Consider the following 19,127-nt stretch of genomic DNA (forward strand, 5'->3'; position numbering starts at 1 on the left):
TGCGCGACCAACCCCCACCGGGCCGCAGGCAAAACACAACCGCAGCCCCCACCCCCTAGGGGCGCGGGGAACTGCGCGACCAGCCCCCGCCGGGCCGCGGGCGAGACAACACCCGCGGCCCCCAAATCCCTAGCTAGAACAGCAAGTTGTACTGGTTGAAGCCCGTGCCCAGGCTGGTGCGGGTCGCGAACAGGTCCGCGCTCGCCTTGTTCGTGCCGCGGTAGAGCCACAGCTTGCCCGCCGAGTCACGGGTCATGACGTCGGCGATGCCGTCGCCCGTGACGTCGCCACTGGAGACGTACGAGGTGAAGTTCCAGCCGGTACGGGCCTTGATGCGGGCCGCCCAGGGGGTCTTCTCCTTGCCCGTGCCGCGGTAGAGCCACAGGGTGCCGTCCGTCGAGCGGACGAGGAGGTCGGGCTTGCCGTCGCCGGAGAGGTCGCCGTGGCCGAAGACCTTGGCGTTCTTCCAGGCGCCGCTGACGACCTTGACCTTGCCGTAGAACTGGCCGTTGCCACGTCCCGGGTAGAGGTAGACCGAGCCGTCGGCGTCCACCGCGACCAGGTCCGGGCGGGCGTCGCCCGTCATGTCACCGGGGATCGCGTACGACTTGTAGCCGCCCCACACCGAACTGACCTGCATCCAGGCCCAGTCCCCGACGGAATGGTCCATATAGCTGCGGTACAGCTTGCCGTCGGTCTTGTCGCGGATGATCAGGTCCTGGTAGTAGTCCCGGTCCAGGTCGGCCTGAAGGGCCCAGGAGGCGTTCTGCCAGTTGTTGCCCTGATAGGCGCGCTGTGCCAGCGAGGTGCCCTTGCTGGCCTGCATGAACAGGCCCCCGGAGGGCGTACGGGCAAGCAGGTCGGCGCGGCCGTCGTACGACACGTCGGCGTCGTCGATGCGCGGCTGGGCCGCCCAGGCGTACGAGCTGACCTTGGTGAAGACCGGGTAGGCGCCCTTCGCCGTGCAGCCCGCGACGCCCCAGGAGACGATGCCGACGATCTTGTTTCCGACGACCAGCGGGCCGCCGGAGTCGCCGTTGCAGGGGCTGTTCGTGCCCTCGTCGACGCCCGTCGCCGGGGTGCCCGCGCAGGTCATCGAGCCGGCGGCGAAGTAGTCCCCGTCGACGACCGACGCCATCGCGCTGTCGCAGGTCGCGTCGGCGACCAGCGGCAGGCTCGCCTTCTTCAGCTTCGTCGAGAGCGTGGCGTCCTCGGCCCCGGAGGTCAGGCCCCAGCCGTAGACGGTGCCGGTGGTGCCGGCCTTGTAGAGCGCGCTGTCGTCGGACGCGGCAAGCCGCAGGGTCGGCCGGTCGAGGAGCGGGCGGTCCAGGGTGAGGACCGCGATGTCGTTCTGGATGGTGTCGGCGTTGTAGCGCGGGTGGTTCCACTGCCGCAGTACGCCCGCGGGGGTGCCGGTCGCGTAGTCGTCGAGGTCGGTGGTGCCGGCCAGGACGGCGCCGTTGCCCACCCAGTCGAGGCCCGCGACGCAGTGCGCGGCGGTGAGGACCTTGTTCGGGGCGACGAGGGTGCCGCCGCAGAAGTAGCCGTCGCCGGTGCCCGGGTCGTAGTAGCCGAGCTGGACCATCCACGGGGCACTGGCGATGGTGGTCTGGCCGCCGCCGATGATGAACGGCGACTTGGCGGGCGAGGCGTCGTCCGGGGTCTCGCCGGTCGCCTTCGCGGCGTCGACGATCCGGTCGCGCAGTTCCTTCGTGGCGGCGGCCGGCTTCGCGGGCTGCGCGAGGTTCGTGTCGGGCAGACCCCCGGCGGGGCCGTCCGCCGCGGTCGCGGGCTGGGCCGCGAGGACGCCGGCGCAACTCAGCGCCAGCGCGAGGGCGGCCGCGGGGAACGCCGCGGCGGGACGTCTCCAACGGCTGCGCGGAGCAGGTATCACTCAGGGCTCCTGAAGAAGTGTGTGATGGTGTGCGTACTCGTGTGAGTACTGGTGTGTCGTGAACCCACCAAGACTGCGGCCCGCAAACCTCTCCGCACACAGACTTCACAGCAGACCGACAAGTGTTCGTCCGCCGCTTCCTTCACATCACCGTGCGGCAACCTCCCGTTCCCTTGGCATCAGCGGGATCCGGCGCCTTTATATCGGGCATACGCCGTTCTGTCGGGCTTCTCAGGGAGCACTCAGGGAGCTCTCATCACGGGGCGACAGAGTCTTACTCATGACCGAGAGCTTCCGCCGCAGCGGCGAGTACCCCCAGGGCGACCAGCAGCAGTCCGCGTACTCAGGACAGCCGTACGAGCAGCCGTACGCCTCTTCCGAGAACCCCGCGACCCCCTCCACCGGCTCCCCCGTGAACCCGGAGTGGCCGCCCCCGCCGGCGTACCGGCCGGACCCGCAGGGCGGCGGCGCTCCCACCGCTCTCCTCACGGAGCCCGTCTCGTCCGCTCCCGCCGCTCCCGCCGCTCCCCGCAGGCGCGCCAAGGGGCCGCTGGCCCTGCTGGCCGCCGTGGCCATAGCGGCGGCGGCCGTGGGCGGCGGTACCGCGTACGCCTTCCAGGAGCTGGCCGGCAACGACACCGCGGCCGGCAGTGCCACCAGCACCAGCGTCGTGGCCGCGAGCCAGAAGGGCACGGTCGCCGGGGTCGCCGAGGCGGTCAGCCCGAGCATCGTCGAGATCAGCGCGACCTCGAACGCGGGCTCCTCGACCGGTTCCGGCGTGGTCATCACGACCGGCGGCGAGATCATCACCAACAACCACGTGGTCTCCGGCGCCTCCCAGATCAAGGTGAAGCTGAGCAACGGCAAGTCGTACACCGCGACCGTCGTCGGCACCGACAGCAAGAAGGACCTGGCGCTGATCAAGCTGAAGGACGCGCCGTCCGGTCTGACGCCCGCGACGCTCGGCGACTCCGACGCCGTCAAGGTCGGCGACCAGGTCGTGGCGATCGGCTCCCCCGAGGGCCTGACCGGCACGGTCACCAGCGGCATCGTCTCCGCGCTCGACCGGGACGTCACCGTCTCGACGGACGAGAGCCAGGGCCAGCAGCAGCAACAGCAGGGCGGCGGCAGCGGTGGCAGCGGGCAGTGGCCGTTCGAGTTCGGCGGCCAGGAGTTCAACGGCGACACCGGTTCGTCCACGACGACGTACAAGGCCCTCCAGACGGACGCGTCCCTCAATCCGGGCAACTCCGGCGGCGCGCTGATCGACATGAACGGCAACATCGTCGGCATCAACTCCGCGATGTACTCGGCCGCGGACGCCACCTCGTCGACCGCCGGCAGCGTCGGCCTCGGCTTCGCCATCCCGATCAACACGGTCAAGGCCGACCTGGCCTCGCTCCGGTCCGGCGGCTCCGACAGCTGAAGCCGCCCAGTCCGCCCAGTCCAACCAGTGCAACCAGTCCGGCCAGCCCAACCAGCCCGACCAGTCCAACCAGTCCAATCCAGGAGGCCGCCATGATGATCAGGAACGTGTCCCACACCCTCACGGGCACCGACACCCTCGCCGTCACCGACCCGGCCGGGTTCGCCCTGGCCCTCGCGGTGGCCCACGAACTCCACGCGCCGGCGCCCCGCGCGGCCGAGGTGACCACCGCGCCGGCCCGGCGCGGCACCACCCGCCGCAGCACCGCAGCCCGCACCCGCCGTACTCCCGCACGCACCTGACCGCTCCCGGGCTCCCTGGCTCACGGGCTCACGGGCTCACGGGCCCGGCGGCGCCACGAGAACAGAACAGCCCTGAACAGAACAGCCCTGAAACGTGCGAGGCTGAAAGCGCCCCGACCACGTCCCACGCATCCGAGGAACTGACCGCGATGAGCCCCGCCAGCCCCGCCGAAGGCGACCGTGAAACCCAGCGCATCCTGATCGTCGACGACGAGCCGGCCGTGCGCGAAGCACTCCAGCGCAGCCTCGCCTTCGAGGGGTACGGCACCGAGGTGGCCGTCGACGGCGCGGACGCTCTGGACAAGGCCACTGCGTACCAGCCCGACCTGGTGGTCCTCGACATCCAGATGCCGCGGATGGACGGTCTGACGGCCGCCCGCCGGATGCGCGGCGCGGGCACGATGACGCCCATCCTGATGCTCACCGCCCGTGACACGGTCGGCGACCGGGTCACCGGACTCGACGCGGGCGCCGACGACTACCTGGTCAAGCCGTTCGAACTGGACGAGCTGTTCGCCCGCGTACGGGCACTGCTGCGGCGCAGCTCGTACGCCGCCGCGGCGATCGGTGCCCCGGCGGACAACGCGCTCACCTTCGGCGACCTGCGCATGGACCTCGCGACCCGGGAGGTCACGCGGGCCGGGCGGGCCGTCGAGCTGACGCGCACCGAGTTCACCCTGCTGGAGATGTTCCTGGCCCATCCGCGCCAGGTCCTCACCCGGGAGCAGATCCTCAAGGCGGTCTGGGGCTTCGACTTCGAGCCGAGCTCCAACTCGCTGGACGTGTACGTGATGTACCTGCGCCGCAAGACGGAGGCGGGCGGCGAGCCGCGCCTCGTGCACACCGTGCGGGGCGTGGGGTACGTACTGCGGTCGGGCGGGGCGGAGTGAAGAGGGTCGTACGCCGGTTCACGTCGCTGCCGATCCGCTCCCGCCTGGCGCTGCTGGTCGCGGCGGCGGTGGCGTTCGCGGTGGCGGCCGTCTCGGTGACGTGCTGGTTCATCGTGCAGGGCAAGTTGTACGACGAGATCGACAGCGATCTGAAGTCGCAGAAGGCTCCCGTGCCGTACTCCCTGGTCCAGGACGCGGTCACCAACTGCAGCCAGGACCCGACGGAGACCACCGGCCTCCGTGGCCGGTCCGAGTACTACTCGCAGGTGGTCCAGACGGACGGCACCGTGTGTGCGTTCGACGGCTCCGCGGGCACGGTGGAAGTCACCGGTGGCGACAAGGACGTGGCCGCGAATCCGAGCGTCGACGTCGGCAAGCTGCGCAACGGAACCGACACCGACGGCCGTTCCGTACGGGTGCTGACGATTCCGCTCGTCACCGACGGGCCACGCGGCCAGTCCCTGACCCAGGACGCCGCCCTGCTCATCGCCTTCCCCCTCAAGAGCACCGAGTCCACCCTCAACGAACTGGCGCTGCTCCTCCTCGTCGTTTCCGGCATCGGAGTCCTCGGCGCCGGCGCCGCCGGTCTCGCGGTCGCCCGCGCGGGTCTGCGCCCCGTCGACAAGCTCACCGAGACCGTCGAGCACGTGGCCCGCACAGAGGACCTCTCCGTCCGCATCCCCGTGGAGGACGAGAGCGAGGACGAGATCGCCCGCCTCTCCCGTTCCTTCAACTCGATGACCGCCTCGCTCGCCAGTTCCCGTGAGTTGCAGCAGCAGCTCATCGCCGACGCCGGTCACGAACTGCGTACTCCCCTCACCTCCCTCCGTACGAACATCGAGTTGCTCACCCGCAGTGAGGAGACGGGCCGGCCCATCCCCCCGGCGGACCGCAAGGCGCTGCTCGCCTCGGTGAAGGCGCAGATGACGGAACTGGCCGCGCTGATCGGCGACTTGCAGACCCTGTCGCGGTCGGACGCGGGGACGCCGGCCGACCGGGTGCAGGTGATGGCGTTGCAGGACACCGTGGAGTCGGCCCTGCGCCGGGCCCGGCTGCGCGGCCCGGAGCTGACGATCACGGCGGACGTGCACCCCTGGTTCGTACGGGCGGAACCCACCGCGCTGGAGCGGGCGATCGTGAACATCCTCGACAACGCGGTGAAGTTCAGCCCCGAGGGCGGCGCGATCGACGTCGCCCTCCGGGACGGCGAACTGACCGTACGGGACCACGGTCCTGGCATCCCCGACGACGAACTCCCGCACGTCTTCGACCGGTTCTGGCGCTCCCCGAACGCACGGGCGCTGCCCGGCTCGGGCCTCGGCCTGTCCATCGTGGCCCGTACGGTCCAGGAGTCGGGCGGCGATGTGGCGTTGGGCCCGGCGGAGGGCGGCGGCACGGTCGCGACGATCCGGTTGCCCGGCGCCCCGACACCACCGCCCTCGCTGGACGGGTCCTAGGGTCCTGGGGTCCTGGAGTCGTTCCGGAGGTTTTCAGCCCGCCTGGGACGCCGGTGACGTCGGTGACGCCTGGGACGGGGTCTGCTTCATCCCGTCGACCACGGCGCGGTTCATGACGGCGCTGGTGAAGTTCACCGTCCCGGGCTTCACCAGGGCGCCCTCCTCGTCCTTGAGCTGCTTCACCTGGACGCTGCGCTCGCCGAGGAAGACATGGGTCTTCTTGTCGAAGATCCACTCCTCGCGCTCGCCGCTGGTCGCGTCGACCCGGGCCACCGCCACGCCGTGCCGGCCGGCCGCGTCCACCGCGTCGTCGACGACGACGACGCCCGGGATCTTCGCGGCCGTCCTGAACAGCGCCGAGTACAGCTCCGCCGGCGGGTAGCTCTCGCCGAGCAGGTCCCCGATGGTCGCGAACGCCTGCTGGTCGGGGCTGTTGCCCTGCCCCTTGGTCTCCTTGTAGATGAGGTCCAGGAGCTTGTCGGGGTCGGTGGTCAGCTTGGCGAGGTAGTCGTACGTGGGGTGGTTCAGGCCGCCCTCAAGAGGGTTGCCGTTCTCGTCGGGGAGGCTGAGGGTCTCGCCCTCGGGGCTTTCGTTGACGGCGGGGTCGATGAGCCAGCCCTTGGTGCCGTCGGGGGAGTTCCAGACCTGGCGGCGGTGCAGTTCGTGGCTGGCCAGGCTGGCCTTGTCGTCGACGATCTTCACGAAGGTGTCGGCGGTCATGGACTCGATGTACACGTACTGGCCGGGCTTGACGGTCGGGTGGTCGCCCTCGGCCGCCGCCAGGGAGATCTGGTCGAGCAGTTGGGGCACGCCCTTCGAGGTCGCGGTGCCGATGTCGGTGGTCAGGGCCGGTCCGGTGGCGAGAGCGCTGTTCCGCGCACCGTCACCGCCGTTGAGGGTCACGACCCCGCCGACGACCACCGCGGACAGGGCGAACGCCATCGCGGGCAGCGTGACCGCGGGACGCGGCAGCCGGAACCGCCGCGCCTTGGCCGGTGCGGCCTGGGTGGGTACGGCCTGAGCCGGTGCGGCCTGGGCCGCCGTGCGCTCGTCCTGCTGGGCCTGCTCGTGGATGTGGGCCATCAGACGCTCCTTGTGGAACTGGTGACGGCCCGACGGCAGGTCGCGCGCCGTCCGGGAGAGGAGCTGAGCGTCCTGCTCCCACTCGGCAGAGTCAAAGTCAGAGCCGGAGTCGGAGTCTGAGCCCTGCCGGGGCGTGTTCGCGTTCATCGGTTTCCCTCCTGTGCGGGCCGGATCGCGTTTGCGTGATCGCCTCTTGTCTGTCGGGGGAGGCGGGGCCCTTCCCGATTTCCGCGAACTTTCTCAGCTGCGACCCCCGTCACCGTCCGCCCTGCCTCCCCTTTGGGCGCGGCGAGTTGGGCCTCGGCGACCGCGCGCAGCTTCTTACGGGCCCGGGAGAGCCGGGAGGCGACCGTGCCGACCGGGATGCCGAGCGCCTCCGCGGCGGCCTCGTAGTCCAGGCCCTCCCCCAGGCAGAGCGCGATGACCTCGCGCTCCGGTCTGCGCAGGGTGGCGAGCGCGGTCAGGGCGGTGGCGAGCCGCCGGCGGTCGTCGAGCCGGTCGGCGACCGCGTCGGCGTGATCGGGCACGGCCGTCTCGGCCGCCGCGGCGGCGCCCGCGGCGCGGCGATAACGCCGGTTGCTGCGGAACTGGTTGCGCGCGGTGTTGGTGGCGATGCCCAGCAGCCAGGGCCGCAGGGAGCCGCCCTCCGGATCGACCCTGCCCCGCAGCCGCCACGCCTCCATGAAGGTCGTGGCCATCACGTCCTCGGCGGTCGACCAGTCGGCGGTCAGCCGGAACGCGTGGTTGTAGACGGCGCGGGAGTACGCGTCGAAGAGCTCGGCGAAGACGCTCGGATCCCCGGCCCGTACCCGGGTTCGCATATGAGTGGTCACCTCTATGAGCTGTCCGGCACTCCGGACCGCCTTCCCGTGACGTGCGTCACACCGCCTGGACTCCGCTCAAGTGCTGCGGGTCAGGGCTCGTCGCCGCCCACGAGAGCGATCGCGCGCGCCTCGGGAACCCCCAGCATCAGCAGGCTCGTGATCGTCGCCGCTCGGGCGCCACGGGTCCCGTTCATCCCGTCCGCCCCGTCCGCCCCGTCCGTCCCGTTCGCCCCGTCCGACAGGTCGCTGTCCGCGATGGCGAACACGACGCCGTACGCGACCTGGCTGAGGATGCCCGCCGACAGGTGCTGTGCGAACACGTCGCTGTCCTGGCCCCGTGCCACGAGGTCGGCGAGGAGCTCGTCGACCGGCCCGAGCAGGCCGTGGATCGCCTCGCCGTACTCGCCACGGCGCAGCGCCAACAGCACTCGGTACCGGTGCGCCACCGGCCAGACGCGGGCGATGAACGCGACCCACGCCGCGTCCGCTTCCGCGCCGGAGGCATTGACTTCGGCGAGCACGGCCGTCATCTCGGTGACGGCCCGTTCCGTGAGTGTCCGAACCAGGTCGAGGCGCGAGGGGAAGTGGCCGTAGATCGTGCGACGGACGACGCCGGCAGCGGAGGCGATGTCGCCCATGCCGGCATCGGGGTTCTCCCCCAGCACATCGAGGGCGACGTCGAGGATGCGGTCGCGCGTCTCGTTCATCGAGCGCGCACGGGAGGACTCGGTAGGCACGACACCATTGTCGCACGGCGTTGCACATGGGTGTGCAACGAAGTAGGCTGCACACCAGTGTGCAATGGAGAGTCGCGCCGCGATTCGCATCCTGGGCTTCGAAGCCCAGGAGAAGAAGAGAAGAGAAGAGAAGAGGAGAAGGCAATGACCGCACCGACGCCGGCGCCGCCGCAGGCCTCGCCCCTCGTCCGCCCGTTCACCGTCTCGATCTCGGATGCGGAGATCGACGACCTGAAGCAGCGACTGGCCAGAACTCGATGGCCGGATCCGGAAACGGTGGGCGACTGGTCGCAAGGGGTGCGCGTGGAGAACGCCAGATCCCTCGTCGACCACTGGAAGCACGGCTACGACTGGCGGCGCTTCGAGTCCGGGCTCAATCGCTTCCCCCAGTTCCTGACCGAGATCGACGGGCTGGACATCCACTTCATCCACGTCAGGTCCAAGAACCCCCACGCGATGCCGCTGATACTCACGCACGGATGGCCCGGCTCGATCGTCGAGTTCCTGAAGCTGATCCGCCCGCTGACCGATCCGGTGTCGTTCGGAGGGGACGCCGCCGATTCATTCGACGTCGTCGTCCCGTCGCTGCCCGGGTTCGGGTTCTCCCAGAAGCCCACGGAGACCGGGTGGAACGTATCGCGCATCGCAGGCGCGTGGGCGGAGCTGATGAAGCGTCTCGGCTACACGAAATGGGCGGCGCAAGGCGGCGACTGGGGTGCCGTCGTCACCACCGCCCTCGGGGCCATGCGACCTGAGGGGCTTCTCGGAATCCACCTGAACACCCAGTACGCGTTTCCCGCGCAGATTCCCGACACCTTGTCGCCCGAACAGCGCCACGCCGTGGAGACCCTCGCCCTCTACACCGGCGAACTCGGTGGGTCGAACCACCTCCAGGGCACGAAGCCGGAGACTGTCGGGTTCGCCCTGGCGGACTCTCCCGCCGGCCAGGCGGCCTGGATCTACGAGAAGTTCCAGTCCAAGACCGACAACCACGGGCTCGCCGAGGACGCCCTCAGCGTGGACGACATGCTCGACGCGATATCCCTCTACTGGTTCACCAACAGCGCGGCGTCGTCCGGCCGCATCTACTGGGAGAACAGATCGGGCACTCTCGCCGGCCCGAAGCTGACGCTTCCGGTCGCGGTGACCGTCTTCCCGAGGGACATCCCACTCCTGCCACGGAGCTGGATCGAGGACACCTACAGCAATCTGATCCACTACGGCGAGGCCGAAAAGGGCGGACACTTCGCGGCCTTGGAACAGCCCGAGATCCTGATCCGCGAAATCCGCACCGGCCTGCGCACCCTTCGTTCCTGACGCCAACGCGCGAGCCCACCACCCGAAGTCCTCGCTGCGCAGGGATACTTCACCCACCGGTCCCTGACACGTCGCACTACAGGAGCAGCCCGGATGAGAACACATGACGACCACCTCAAGGAGCTGTACGGCCTCCCCACTTTCACCTTTCCCGTGCCCGGCGAGACAGCGGGGCTGCCTGAACCCGACGCCGCGGCCTGGCGGATCGGCCACGAAAGGTGGGAGGAGGAGGAAGAGGAGATGTGGATCGAGACCTTCGACCGTTTCCGCGCCGAAGTCGACATCTCGCGGGTCCGCGCTCTGATCGTCGGCATCTGGGACGATCCGGAGGACACCGATCCCTCCGAGGTCATCGAAGGGCTGCTGGCCGAGCGTGACCGGCTGCGCTCCCTGCGGTCGCTGTTCCTGGGGGACATCAAGGACATCGAGTGCCACATCTCCCGGATCAGCCAGACCGACGTCACGCCCCTGCTGACCGCCTTCCCCCTACTGGAGGAACTGGGCGTGCGCGCGGGATGGGGCAGCAGTCTGGGAGAAAACCTGACGCTCGACTTCCCCGCCCTGCGCCACGACGCGCTGCGCAGCCTGACCGTGCAGAGCGCGGGTCTGCCTGCGGACGTCGTCCGCGGTGTGGGGGCGAGCGAACTGCCCGCGCTGGAGCACCTCGACCTGTGGCTGGGCGCCACGGATTACGGAGCCGACCACGAGGTGGCCGACCTGGAGCCGATCCTGTCCGGCGCCCGGTTGCCCCGACTACGGCACCTGGCCCTGCGCAACAGCGAACTCCAGGACGAGGTCGCCGCGGCCGTGGCATCCGCCCCGGTGGTCGCCCGCCTCGACGTGCTCAACCTGTCCGACGGCGCCCTGACCGACGACGGCGCGATCGCCCTCCTCAGCGGCCAGCCACTGACCCACCTCAAGAAGCTGGACCTGCACCACAACTACTTGAGCGAGCCCGTCCGGCACCGCATACGCGAGACACTCGAACCGGCAGGAGTCGAGGTGAACCTGGACCGGAGCGACGCCGAGTGGGAAGAGGACGCCGACGGCACCGTCAGTCCCAACATCAGTGTGGGGCCGCTTAGTTACTGAGGGACTTACTCCCAGGTTCGCAGCCTGCCGGTGAACCTCACATCACTCACTGCCAGAAGACCTGCTCCACGATGATCTGTGGGTCTTCTGCGCGCGACACGAAGGTGTAGGTGAGCCAGCCGTTTCCATGGTCGAAAGAGCAAATGTGAGCGCCCTTCGGCCGGCTGGACCGTGCCGGCCCGACGGTCATGCTGTCGGGCAGATCCGCATCGGTCTCGATGCCTCGGAAGTACGGGTCCTTCGCAGTGACCAGTTCGGCGCGAGCCTCATCAATCATCTTCCGGACATGCTCGGGCAGCGCATCACGGGCGGCGAGAGCATCGAGCCGCCAGTCCATCTGCCAAGGCGGCCCCATGAAGTCGTCGGTCACTCGCCGGGCTCCGTCCTCAGAGCCTTGTGCCGAATCCTCGATGCCTCGTCGAGGAGGACCCTGGCCTCGGCGATGTCAGTGGCCTCAGCCGCACGGTGTTCCAGGTCGTGCAGGTGGGCATCGAGCTTCGGGTCACGAGCGATCGCGTACTCGATCCACCAGCGAGCCATGAACGCGGGCACGGGACCGAGGTCATACGTGTCGGCGATCGCGCGCTTCCAGTGCTCGTCGAAATCGGGGAGGAGCTGAGGGGCGTCCTCGGCGATGGCCCTGCGCAGTGCCTTGGGGGTCCGCTCAGGCATGGGGGGGACCATCACATCGCGTTCCGCAGCATGAGCAGCCATGATCGATGTCCTCCTTCGACGCGTATCCACGACCATAGTCGCGTTCACCGTCCCCGCGTGGATTGTCCACGTACTGGCTCCGCCGCAGAGAGCAGACCCTGGACGCGGGCCTCCTCGTCGGTCAGGGGGGAGCTCATCCGCTCGCGCGGCGCCTCCCGAGTGAGGAGATGTGTGGTCGTGATCTTTGCCATGGCATCACCCTGACCCGCCCACACGCCCTCTCGTCCAGGTTTTCGGCTCGCTTCACCCGGCGGTGTTCACAGCCGCCGCACGTTTGACGCCTTCCATGAAGGTGGACCAGGACGCCCCTGAGAAGACCAGCGGACGGGCTGCCGGGGCCGCGCTGTCGCGCACGGGGACGAGGCCGGGGTAGCCGTCGGCCACCTCGACGCAGTTCGTGCCGCCCCCGTCGCTGTACGACGACTTGCGCCAAGCAGCGGTGCTCAGGTTCGGAGTCATACCGCCTCCCGCACCCCGCTCACGAACGACGCCCACGAGTCCACGCCGAACACGACCGCCGGACCGTCCGGGACCTTGCTGTCACGCACAGGCACGACGCCGGGGTAGCCGTCGGCCACCTCAACACAGTCGTTGTCTCCACCCTCGCTGTAACTCGACTTGCGCCATATAGCGGTGCTGAGATTCGGGGTGTGCGTCATGATTCGTGCTCCTTCAGTTCGTCCCTGATGAACGTCAGCGAGTCCGAGGGGGACAGCGCCAAGTCGCGGAGCCGATCGTAGGACAGTCGGAGCCGCAGGACCTCGTCCGGATCCTCGACCAACTCACTGCATCCGTTGCCTTCCCTGTAGGCGACGGCGCTCCCATCCTTCTGCCAAAGCAGCGTCAGCGACCCGGTCATGTGGTGGTGAACTCCTGCGGAGAACGGGAGCACTTGAAGCGCCATGTTGGGCCACATCCCAACCGCCTCAAGGTGAAGCAGCTGATCAGTCCAGGTCTTGGCACGGGCGGCCCGACGCCGGAACGCGCACTCGTCCACGATGATCCGCACATCGGGCTTCGGACTCTGGCGCAGCAAGTACTGCCGCCCGACGCGTGCCGCGACCCGCTCCTCCACCAGATCTTCACCGTCAGCCGTTGTCTGGGCCCCAGACAACACCTCGCGGGCGAAATCCTCTGTCTGCAGGAGACCAGGCACCGCCGGCGTGAACTTCCACATGACTCGCGCCGTCGACTCAAGCCGCATGAACCTCTTGTACTGATCCTTGAACGCGTCCAGCCGCGCCGCCCTCCAGTGGCTGACCAATAGGTCATCGGCCTTGTAATACCCGTCCAAGTCCTCCATGACCGTCATCTTGGACAGCCGCTCGCCCTTCTCCAGCCGGGACAGATAGCTCTTGTCGTACCCGGTCTCCTCGGCCAACTGACCGAGCGATTTACCTGCGTTGCCACGGAGATACCGGAGCGTCCGGCCGAGCACGGCCCGCCCCGTCTCCTGCTCACCGTCAACCTGTTCTCCCATGGTCACCCCTCACCGTTGCCAGGGCGCCCAGACAACGCCCACCCTCTTCCGCAGCGTAGATCCGGTCAGTGACGATTGCGACACGAACGGTGATAACCGCTCGTCAAGCACCCCTCCCCCACTGCAAGGAGCACTCCGTCATGGGCAAAATCGTCTTCTGGATCTGTAAGTTGCTCTTGCGCGTCCTGCTGCCCGCCCGGGGCAGGCACCGAGCGGCACCCGCCGCACGTGCCGTACCCACCGCACCCGCCATGCCCATGTGCCGCTGCCAACTCGCCCTCCACTCCGAGGGTTTCGAGTGGGACACCCCCCTCACCCGCCCGTACCTCCGTGACCTGGAGGTGTCCGCATGATGACCCCGCTGCGTCTGCTGCCGTGGACGACCCCGGAGGGCAAGCCCTGTTACCTGAGCACCGACAGCGACCAGAGCCGGCTCTCCCGGCTCGCCGACGATCTGGAGGCGGCGCAGCTGGACTCCGGCGAACAGGTCCTCGCCGGATCCAGAGCCGTACTCGCCGACACCGAGGCCGGCGAACACGCCGTGCGGTTCGCGCTGACCAGGGCGGTGGAGTGCCTGGGAGACGTACTGCGCATCGCGGTCAGCCGAGGCGCCCGCATCGGCGTCGGCGTCGGCGCCGACGTCGGCGAGTACGACTGCGGCGAGCGGTGATCCCGTCCCAGAATCTGCACGCTGAAGGGAAAAATCTGCAGTGTGTAGAATTTGGGCGAAGGAAGCAAAGGAAGCAGCAGTCCAGCTGCTTCCGTGTCTTCCGCGTCTTCTCTGGAGGAGCAATGCAGGAGCAGAAGAACTGGCTCATCACCGGCGTCAGCAGCGGCCTCGGGCGGGCCTTCGCCCAGGCCGCCCTGGCCGCCGGGCACACCGTCGTCGGCACGGTCCGCTCCGAGGAGGATCTGCGGGCCTTCGAAGAGCTCCGGCCCGGACAGGCGTACGGCCGCGTCCTGGACGTGACGGACGCCGACGCCGTCCTGACCGTGGTCACGGAGGTGGAGCAGAACGTCGGCCCGCTGGACGTCGTCGTCGCCAACGCCGGTTACGGCCTGGAAGGCACCTTCGAGGAAACCCCGCTCGCCGAGGTCCGGCGGCAGTTCGAGGTCAACGTCCTCGGGGCCGTGGCCACGCTGCAGGCCGCGCTGCCCCACATGCGCCGGCGCCGCCACGGCCACCTGATGGCCGTCACCTCCATGGGCGGGCTCATGGCCGTGCCCGGCATGTCCGCCTACTGCGGCAGCAAGTTCGCCCTGGAGGGCATTCTGGAGGCCTTGGGCAAGGAGGTCGCGCAGTTCGGGATCCATGTGACGGCGGTCGAGCCCGGTTCCTTCCGCACCGACTGGGCCGGACGGTCGATGACACGCGCCGAGCGGTCCATCGACGACTACGACGAGTTGTTCGCCCCCATCCGTGCGGCGCGGCAGAAGGCCAGCGGGAACCAGTTGGGCAATCCGGCCAAGGCCGGGGACGCCCTCGTACACATCACGTCGGTCGACCGGCCGCCGGCCCACCTCGTCCTGGGTTCGGACGCGTTGCGCCTGGTCACCGCCGCGCGTACGGCCGTGGACGAGGACATCCGCGCTTGGGAGACCCTCTCCCGTACGACCGACTTCGCCGAGGGTGCTCAGCTCTGATGCCCGGCCACCAGCCCGCACGGAGCCGACGCACCACCGAACGGAAGGGGGATCTCCGGGAGCGGGCCATCCTGGACACCTGCGAAGCCCTGCTGGCGCAGAAGGGCTACGAGGCCATGACCGTCGGCGACATCGCCGAGGGCGCCGGTATCAAGCGTGGCGCCTTGTACTTCTACTTCGGCTCGAAGCAGGAAGTGGTCGCCGCGCTCGTGGCCCGGACCGTCGAGCATCTGTGGGAACGGTCCCGGGTCACCGCCCAGGCCGACGACCCCCGCCAGGCCGTCGCCACCGCCATGCGGCGCACGGTCGAGCTGTGGAACGAGCACGGCCTGGTCATGCGCACGGCGATCGACCTGTCGTTGACCGTGCCGGAGATCGGCGAACTGTGGAGCCACACGGCCGACCTGTTCATCAACGCCATCACCGCCGTCCTGGAACGAGCCGGCGTCGAGCCCGGCACCGCACCGAAACAGGCGTCATCGATGGCCCGCGCCCTGTGCTGGATGATCGAGCGCACCTTCTACCACGCCTCACAGGCGTCCCGCGAGGAGTTGCTGACCGCATCGTCGACCTGCGAACACATCTGGCTGATCAGCGCCGGCCTGACCGCCTGACTGCCTGACCACCTGACCACCTGACGAGGCAGCCGGCGACCTCCGACCTGTCACCTGCAATCGGGAGAAACCATCACGCGAAGAACTCAGCGACCGTCTTGGTGAACCAGTCCGGGTCCTCCTCGGCGACGAAATGCCCCGTCGGCGCGACCTTCCCCTGCACGTTCTCCGCGTGCGAACTCAGCTTCTGTGCGGTGTCCGCCGTGCCGGACAGGGCGGTGCCGAGGGCCAGTACGGGCATGGGCAGCTTCCGCTCGGCCAGGAGGGCGCGGTTCTCCCGCCCGTCCTCAAGCAACGTGCGGTAGTGCGCGAAGCCACCGCTCAGCCGCTCCCGCCCCGTGTACGCCCGCGCGTACGTGGCGAGGTCGTCGGGGCTGAAGGTGCCGGGATTGGACATGGCGGTGAACGTGGCGGTGAAGAACTCCAGCTCGTGCCCGTCGAAAAGCATCTCGGCGATGTTCGGGGCCATGAAGAGGCCGAAGTGCCACATGCCTCCCGCGGCCGGGTTCATCGCCTCCTCCAGGCCGAACCCGGGCAGGAAGGAATCGATCAGGACCAGGTGGGAGATGTCGTCGGGGTACGCGGCTGCCCAGCCCAGGGCGATCATCGAACCGATGTCATGACCGGCCACGGCCACCGGACCGGTGAGGCCCAGTTCCTTCAGGACGCCGCGCATGTCGCGTGCCTGGTTGGTCTTCGTGTAGCCGTCCGCCGGACGGTCGCTGGCGTTGGTGCCCCGCAGGTCGGGGACGACGACCGTGTGCGTTCGCGCGAGGGCCGGCATGACACGGGCCCATGCGCGCGAGGACTGCGGCCAGCCGTGGAGAAGGACCAGGACCGGTCCGCTGCCGCCGACGGCGACCGAGAGGTGGGTTCCGTTGGTGGCGACCCGGTGGACCTTGAAGCCGTCAGGAAGCCAGTTGTCAGTACTCACGGGACTCACGGGAGTTCCTTCCGTTCCGGGTGGATCTCGGTTCCTCAGGCGGGCAGGGTGCTGAGCTCGCCGCCGTCGGCGAACAGGATGGCGCCGTTGACATAGCTGCTGGCCGGGCCGGCCAGGAACGAGACGACGTCGGCGATCTCGGCGGGGTCGCCCGCCCGGCCGCGCGCGTTGGTCCTGTCCAGGGCCGCGATGTGCTCGCCGAGCATCGCCACCGTGCCCTCGGTGTGCACGGGCCCCGGCGAGACGGTGTTGACCCGCACGCCGGACGGGCCGAACTCGGTCGCCCAGTAGCGGGTGAGGATCTCCGCACCGGCCTTGGAGGCCCCGTACGCCGCTCCGACCGGGGCGGGCTGACGCGCCGCACTCGATCCGACCAGCACGATCGAGCCGTGTCCGCGCCGCGCCATGCCCGGTGCCAGCGCGCCGACGAGCAGGAACGGGGCGCGCGTGTTGACCGCGATGTGCCGGTCGAAGCTCGCGGCGTCGGTCACGGCCGTCGGGGTGAACTCGTACAGGCCCGCGTTGCTCACCAGGATGTCCACGTCACCGGCCTCGGCGGCCAGACGCAGCGTGTCCTGCGCGTCGGTGAGATCGGCGGAGACGAACCGGACGGTGCCGCCCTCGGCCGCGAGTTCCTTCGCCAGGGCCTCACCGCGGACCTGGTCCCGTCCGTGCAGCACGACCTCGGCCCCCTGCCGGGCCAGATTCCTCGCGACGGCCTTGCCGATACCCGACGTCGCCCCGGTCACGAGTGCGGTGCGGCCCCGCAAAGCGGTGCTGTTGCTGGTGCTTGTGCTGGTGCCTGTGCTGGTGCTCATCGCTGTCTTCCTTGCTGTGGCGGTACGTCCTGACGCAATCCATCATGCTCGGCAGATGTTCTGTTGGCAAGAACATCTGTCGGGGAGCGGATGGATGCTAGGGTGTGCGCGTGAGCGCATCCACGTCCGAGAACAAGAAGCCGCGCAACACGCAGCCGCGCGATGAGGCCGAAGACCTGGCCCTTGAGACCGACCTGGGCTGGGCGATCCGTATGGTCTCCGGCGCGTTCAGCCGCGGCGCCACCGCATCCGTCGCCGACCTGCCCGGAAAGGCGCGCGGTTACCTCGTCCTGGTCGCCCTGGCCGGCGGCGAGCCGCCCACGCAGCTCGCCCTGGCCAAAGAGGTCAGCCTCGACCGCACCGTGATGACCTACCTGCTCGACGACCTCGAAGCGCACGAACTGGTGACCCGCAGGCCCGACCCACGCGACCGGCGCGCACGCCAGGTCCTCATCACCGACACCGGGCGCACCCGGCTGGGCCAGGTACGACGCAGCCTCGCCGCCGCCGAGGCCCGCCTGCTCACCGACCTCGACGACCAGGACGCACAGCAGTTGCGCACCCTGCTCTCCCGGGTCGCGCAGACCGCCCAACGCGAGTTGATCGCCCCCGACGAAGCGGACTGCTGACCAGCAGCACCTGACCCGCAGTGTCCGACCCGCAGTGTCCGACTAGCGGCTCGGCTGCAACAGCAGCCGCATCGTCGTCTCCGCGGCCGTATCCGTCGCGCCCCCAGCGGTCGCGGTGGCCGCGTTCGTCGGCAGTGGGTCCGCCAGCCGCGCGTACGTACCTCCGCGGGCCATCAGTTCCTCGTGCGTGCCCTGTTCCACCAGGCGTCCGCCGTCCACGACCAGGATGCGGTCGGCGTCCGGGGCGAGAGCGAGGTCGTGGGTGATCATGACGGTCGTACGGCCGGACACCAGGCGCCGCAGCGGTTGCAGGACGCGGCGCGCGGCGAGTGCGTCGAGGCCGGTGGTCGGTTCGTCGAGTACGAGGACGGGGGCGGCCCGCAGCATCGCGCGGGCCACCGCCACCCGCTGGAGCTGCCCGCCGGAGAGCACGGCCGTGCCGGGCGTGATCAGCGTCTCGTAGCCATGAGGCAGTCGGCGGACGAACCCGTGCGCGTCCGCGTCGCGCGCCGCCCGCTCGATCTCCTCGTCCGTCGCGCCCGGCCGCCCGCACGCGATGTTCTCGCGGATCGTGCCGTGCAGGACGAGCGTTTCCTGGGGCAGCAGGGCGACGTTCTCGCGCAGGAACTCCAGCGGTACGTCCCCGAGCGGCACGCCGTCCAGGCGGATCACGCCCGCCGAGGGGTCGTAGAAGCGGGTCAGGAGTTTGGCGAGGGTCGACTTTCCGGCCCCGCTCGGGCCGGTGACCAGGACGAACTCGCCGGGCGCCGCCGTGAACGTCACGTCGTGCACGCTGTCGTGCTCCGCGCCCGGGTAGCGGAAGGACGTGCCGTGGAAGGAGACCCGGCCGTGTACGGGCCACGCCGGCACCGGTTCGGCCGGGTCGGTGACGGCCGGCTCGGTGTCCAGGATCTCCTGGAGCCGCCGCGCTCCGGCGGTCAGGGTCAGGCCCAGCTGGCCGAGGTCGCGGATCGGCGGGTAGAGGTAGCCGAGGAAGGCGGCGAAGGCCAGAAGTTGGCCCAGTGACATACGGCCCTGCGCGATCTCCCAGGCGCCGAGCCCGATCACCGTGAGCACGCAGAGCGTCTCGACGACCTCGACGAACTGCTCGTACATCTCGCTCGCGCGCGCTCCCCGCACACTGGCCCGCAGCCAGGCGCGTGCCTCGCGGTCGAGTCGCTTCTCCTCCGCCGCGCGCCGGTTGTACGCCTGGGTGAGGACGATGTTGCCGAGGGACTCCTCGACGACCGAGGTGATCGCGCC

The 19,127-nt window shown here is 69.5% G+C and carries 23 protein-coding genes; 11 read left to right on the top strand and 12 right to left on the bottom strand.

What is annotated here, in order from left to right:
- Window positions 1-133: 133 nt before the first annotated feature.
- Window positions 134-1,894 (bottom strand): trypsin-like serine protease, encoded by a 1,761-nt coding sequence (locus AOK01_RS11265; RefSeq protein WP_055510826.1) that lies wholly within the window; start codon window positions 1,892-1,894, stop codon window positions 134-136.
- A 280-nt stretch (window positions 1,895-2,174) separates the two neighbouring features.
- On the opposite strand from AOK01_RS11265, the gene AOK01_RS11270 reads away from it, so the two are divergent.
- The 4 genes from AOK01_RS11270 to AOK01_RS11285 all read left to right on the top strand — a co-directional run bounded on the left by AOK01_RS11270 (window position 2,175) and on the right by AOK01_RS11285 (window position 5,969).
- Window positions 2,175-3,320 carry a S1C family serine protease gene (locus AOK01_RS11270; RefSeq protein ID WP_055510827.1) on the top strand — a complete coding sequence of 382 codons (1,146 nt, stop codon included), beginning with the start codon at window positions 2,175-2,177 and terminating at the stop codon, window positions 3,318-3,320.
- A 92-nt stretch (window positions 3,321-3,412) separates the two neighbouring features.
- Window positions 3,413-3,622 carry a hypothetical protein gene (locus tag AOK01_RS11275; RefSeq protein WP_169800121.1) on the top strand — a complete coding sequence of 70 codons (210 nt, stop codon included), beginning with the start codon at window positions 3,413-3,415 and terminating at the stop codon, window positions 3,620-3,622.
- A gap of 149 nt (window positions 3,623-3,771) precedes the next feature.
- Window positions 3,772-4,512, top strand: a complete 741-nt coding sequence (locus tag AOK01_RS11280) for a response regulator transcription factor (RefSeq protein WP_055510828.1) — start codon at window positions 3,772-3,774, stop codon at window positions 4,510-4,512.
- Complete coding sequence (locus tag AOK01_RS11285; RefSeq protein WP_055510829.1) at window positions 4,509-5,969, top strand: HAMP domain-containing sensor histidine kinase; 1,461 nt, start codon at window positions 4,509-4,511, stop codon at window positions 5,967-5,969. Before AOK01_RS11280 ends, AOK01_RS11285 begins: the two co-directional genes overlap by 4 nt.
- 33 nt (window positions 5,970-6,002) lie before the next feature.
- Here AOK01_RS11285 and AOK01_RS11290 read toward each other — a convergent pair whose 3' ends face one another.
- The 3 genes from AOK01_RS11290 to AOK01_RS11300 form a co-directional block, all read right to left on the bottom strand.
- Window positions 6,003-7,199, bottom strand: coding sequence for a CU044_5270 family protein (locus AOK01_RS11290; protein WP_055510830.1), 1,197 nt, complete (start codon window positions 7,197-7,199; stop codon window positions 6,003-6,005).
- Window positions 7,196-7,873 carry an RNA polymerase sigma factor gene (locus AOK01_RS11295; RefSeq protein WP_055510831.1) on the bottom strand — a complete coding sequence of 226 codons (678 nt, stop codon included), beginning with the start codon at window positions 7,871-7,873 and terminating at the stop codon, window positions 7,196-7,198. Before AOK01_RS11295 ends, AOK01_RS11290 begins: the two co-directional genes overlap by 4 nt.
- A 92-nt stretch (window positions 7,874-7,965) precedes the next feature.
- A complete protein-coding gene (locus tag AOK01_RS11300) occupies window positions 7,966-8,613 on the bottom strand; it encodes a TetR/AcrR family transcriptional regulator (RefSeq protein WP_107099792.1) in 648 nt (215 codons plus the stop codon).
- 144 nt (window positions 8,614-8,757) lie between these two features.
- On the opposite strand from AOK01_RS11300, the gene AOK01_RS11305 reads away from it, so the two are divergent.
- Both AOK01_RS11305 and AOK01_RS11310 read left to right on the top strand, forming a co-directional pair.
- Entirely contained in the window at window positions 8,758-9,930 is a 1,173-nt protein-coding gene (locus tag AOK01_RS11305; RefSeq protein WP_055510833.1) for an epoxide hydrolase family protein, read from the top strand.
- Between the two features lie 93 nt (window positions 9,931-10,023).
- Window positions 10,024-11,022, top strand: a complete 999-nt coding sequence (locus AOK01_RS11310) for an STM4015 family protein (protein WP_055510834.1) — start codon at window positions 10,024-10,026, stop codon at window positions 11,020-11,022.
- 46 nt (window positions 11,023-11,068) lie between these two features.
- Here AOK01_RS11310 and AOK01_RS11315 read toward each other — a convergent pair whose 3' ends face one another.
- The 5 genes from AOK01_RS11315 to AOK01_RS11335 all read right to left on the bottom strand — a co-directional run bounded on the left by AOK01_RS11315 (window position 11,069) and on the right by AOK01_RS11335 (window position 13,216).
- Complete coding sequence (locus AOK01_RS11315; protein WP_055510835.1) at window positions 11,069-11,392, bottom strand: hypothetical protein; 324 nt, start codon at window positions 11,390-11,392, stop codon at window positions 11,069-11,071.
- Complete coding sequence (locus tag AOK01_RS11320; RefSeq protein ID WP_245702206.1) at window positions 11,389-11,694, bottom strand: DUF6247 family protein; 306 nt, start codon at window positions 11,692-11,694, stop codon at window positions 11,389-11,391. Before AOK01_RS11320 ends, AOK01_RS11315 begins: the two co-directional genes overlap by 4 nt.
- A 285-nt stretch (window positions 11,695-11,979) precedes the next feature.
- Complete coding sequence (locus tag AOK01_RS11325; RefSeq protein ID WP_055510837.1) at window positions 11,980-12,195, bottom strand: DUF397 domain-containing protein; 216 nt, start codon at window positions 12,193-12,195, stop codon at window positions 11,980-11,982.
- A complete protein-coding gene (locus AOK01_RS11330; RefSeq protein ID WP_055510838.1) occupies window positions 12,192-12,395 on the bottom strand; it encodes a DUF397 domain-containing protein in 204 nt (67 codons plus the stop codon). The genes AOK01_RS11325 and AOK01_RS11330 overlap by 4 nt, the downstream gene beginning before the upstream one ends.
- Entirely contained in the window at window positions 12,392-13,216 is an 825-nt protein-coding gene (locus tag AOK01_RS11335) for a helix-turn-helix domain-containing protein (RefSeq protein ID WP_055510839.1), read from the bottom strand. Before AOK01_RS11335 ends, AOK01_RS11330 begins: the two co-directional genes overlap by 4 nt.
- Before the next feature lie 140 nt (window positions 13,217-13,356).
- Between AOK01_RS11335 and AOK01_RS11340 the strand changes: the two genes are divergently transcribed.
- The 4 genes from AOK01_RS11340 to AOK01_RS11355 all read left to right on the top strand — a co-directional run bounded on the left by AOK01_RS11340 (window position 13,357) and on the right by AOK01_RS11355 (window position 15,474).
- Window positions 13,357-13,569, top strand: coding sequence for a hypothetical protein (locus AOK01_RS11340; RefSeq protein ID WP_055510840.1), 213 nt, complete (start codon window positions 13,357-13,359; stop codon window positions 13,567-13,569).
- Entirely contained in the window at window positions 13,566-13,886 is a 321-nt protein-coding gene (locus AOK01_RS11345; RefSeq protein ID WP_055510841.1) for a hypothetical protein, read from the top strand. The genes AOK01_RS11340 and AOK01_RS11345 overlap by 4 nt, the downstream gene beginning before the upstream one ends.
- A 122-nt stretch (window positions 13,887-14,008) precedes the next feature.
- Window positions 14,009-14,860, top strand: a complete 852-nt coding sequence (locus AOK01_RS11350; RefSeq protein WP_055510842.1) for an oxidoreductase — start codon at window positions 14,009-14,011, stop codon at window positions 14,858-14,860.
- Complete coding sequence (locus AOK01_RS11355; protein ID WP_055510843.1) at window positions 14,860-15,474, top strand: TetR/AcrR family transcriptional regulator; 615 nt, start codon at window positions 14,860-14,862, stop codon at window positions 15,472-15,474. The genes AOK01_RS11350 and AOK01_RS11355 overlap by 1 nt, the downstream gene beginning before the upstream one ends.
- A 73-nt stretch (window positions 15,475-15,547) precedes the next feature.
- Here the strand turns inward: AOK01_RS11355 and AOK01_RS11360 are convergent, their stop codons facing one another.
- Together AOK01_RS11360 and AOK01_RS11365 are read right to left on the bottom strand one after the other, a co-directional pair.
- Window positions 15,548-16,408: an alpha/beta fold hydrolase gene (locus AOK01_RS11360; RefSeq protein WP_055510844.1), complete on the bottom strand. Its 861-nt coding sequence runs from the start codon at window positions 16,406-16,408 to the stop codon at window positions 15,548-15,550.
- Between the two features lie 44 nt (window positions 16,409-16,452).
- Window positions 16,453-17,235, bottom strand: coding sequence for an SDR family NAD(P)-dependent oxidoreductase (locus tag AOK01_RS11365; protein ID WP_055510845.1), 783 nt, complete (start codon window positions 17,233-17,235; stop codon window positions 16,453-16,455).
- Window positions 17,236-17,345: 110 nt separating this feature from the next.
- On the opposite strand from AOK01_RS11365, the gene AOK01_RS11370 reads away from it, so the two are divergent.
- Window positions 17,346-17,864: a MarR family winged helix-turn-helix transcriptional regulator gene (locus AOK01_RS11370; protein WP_245702207.1), complete on the top strand. Its 519-nt coding sequence runs from the start codon at window positions 17,346-17,348 to the stop codon at window positions 17,862-17,864.
- 42 nt (window positions 17,865-17,906) lie between these two features.
- Here AOK01_RS11370 and AOK01_RS11375 read toward each other — a convergent pair.
- Window positions 17,907-19,127, bottom strand: a 1,221-nt coding sequence (locus tag AOK01_RS11375; protein WP_055510846.1) for an ABC transporter ATP-binding protein, incomplete at its 5' end; no start/stop codon positions are given.

It is taken from the genome of Streptomyces aurantiacus (assembly GCF_001418335.1).
GTDB lineage: Bacteria > Actinomycetota > Actinomycetes > Streptomycetales > Streptomycetaceae > Streptomyces > Streptomyces aurantiacus.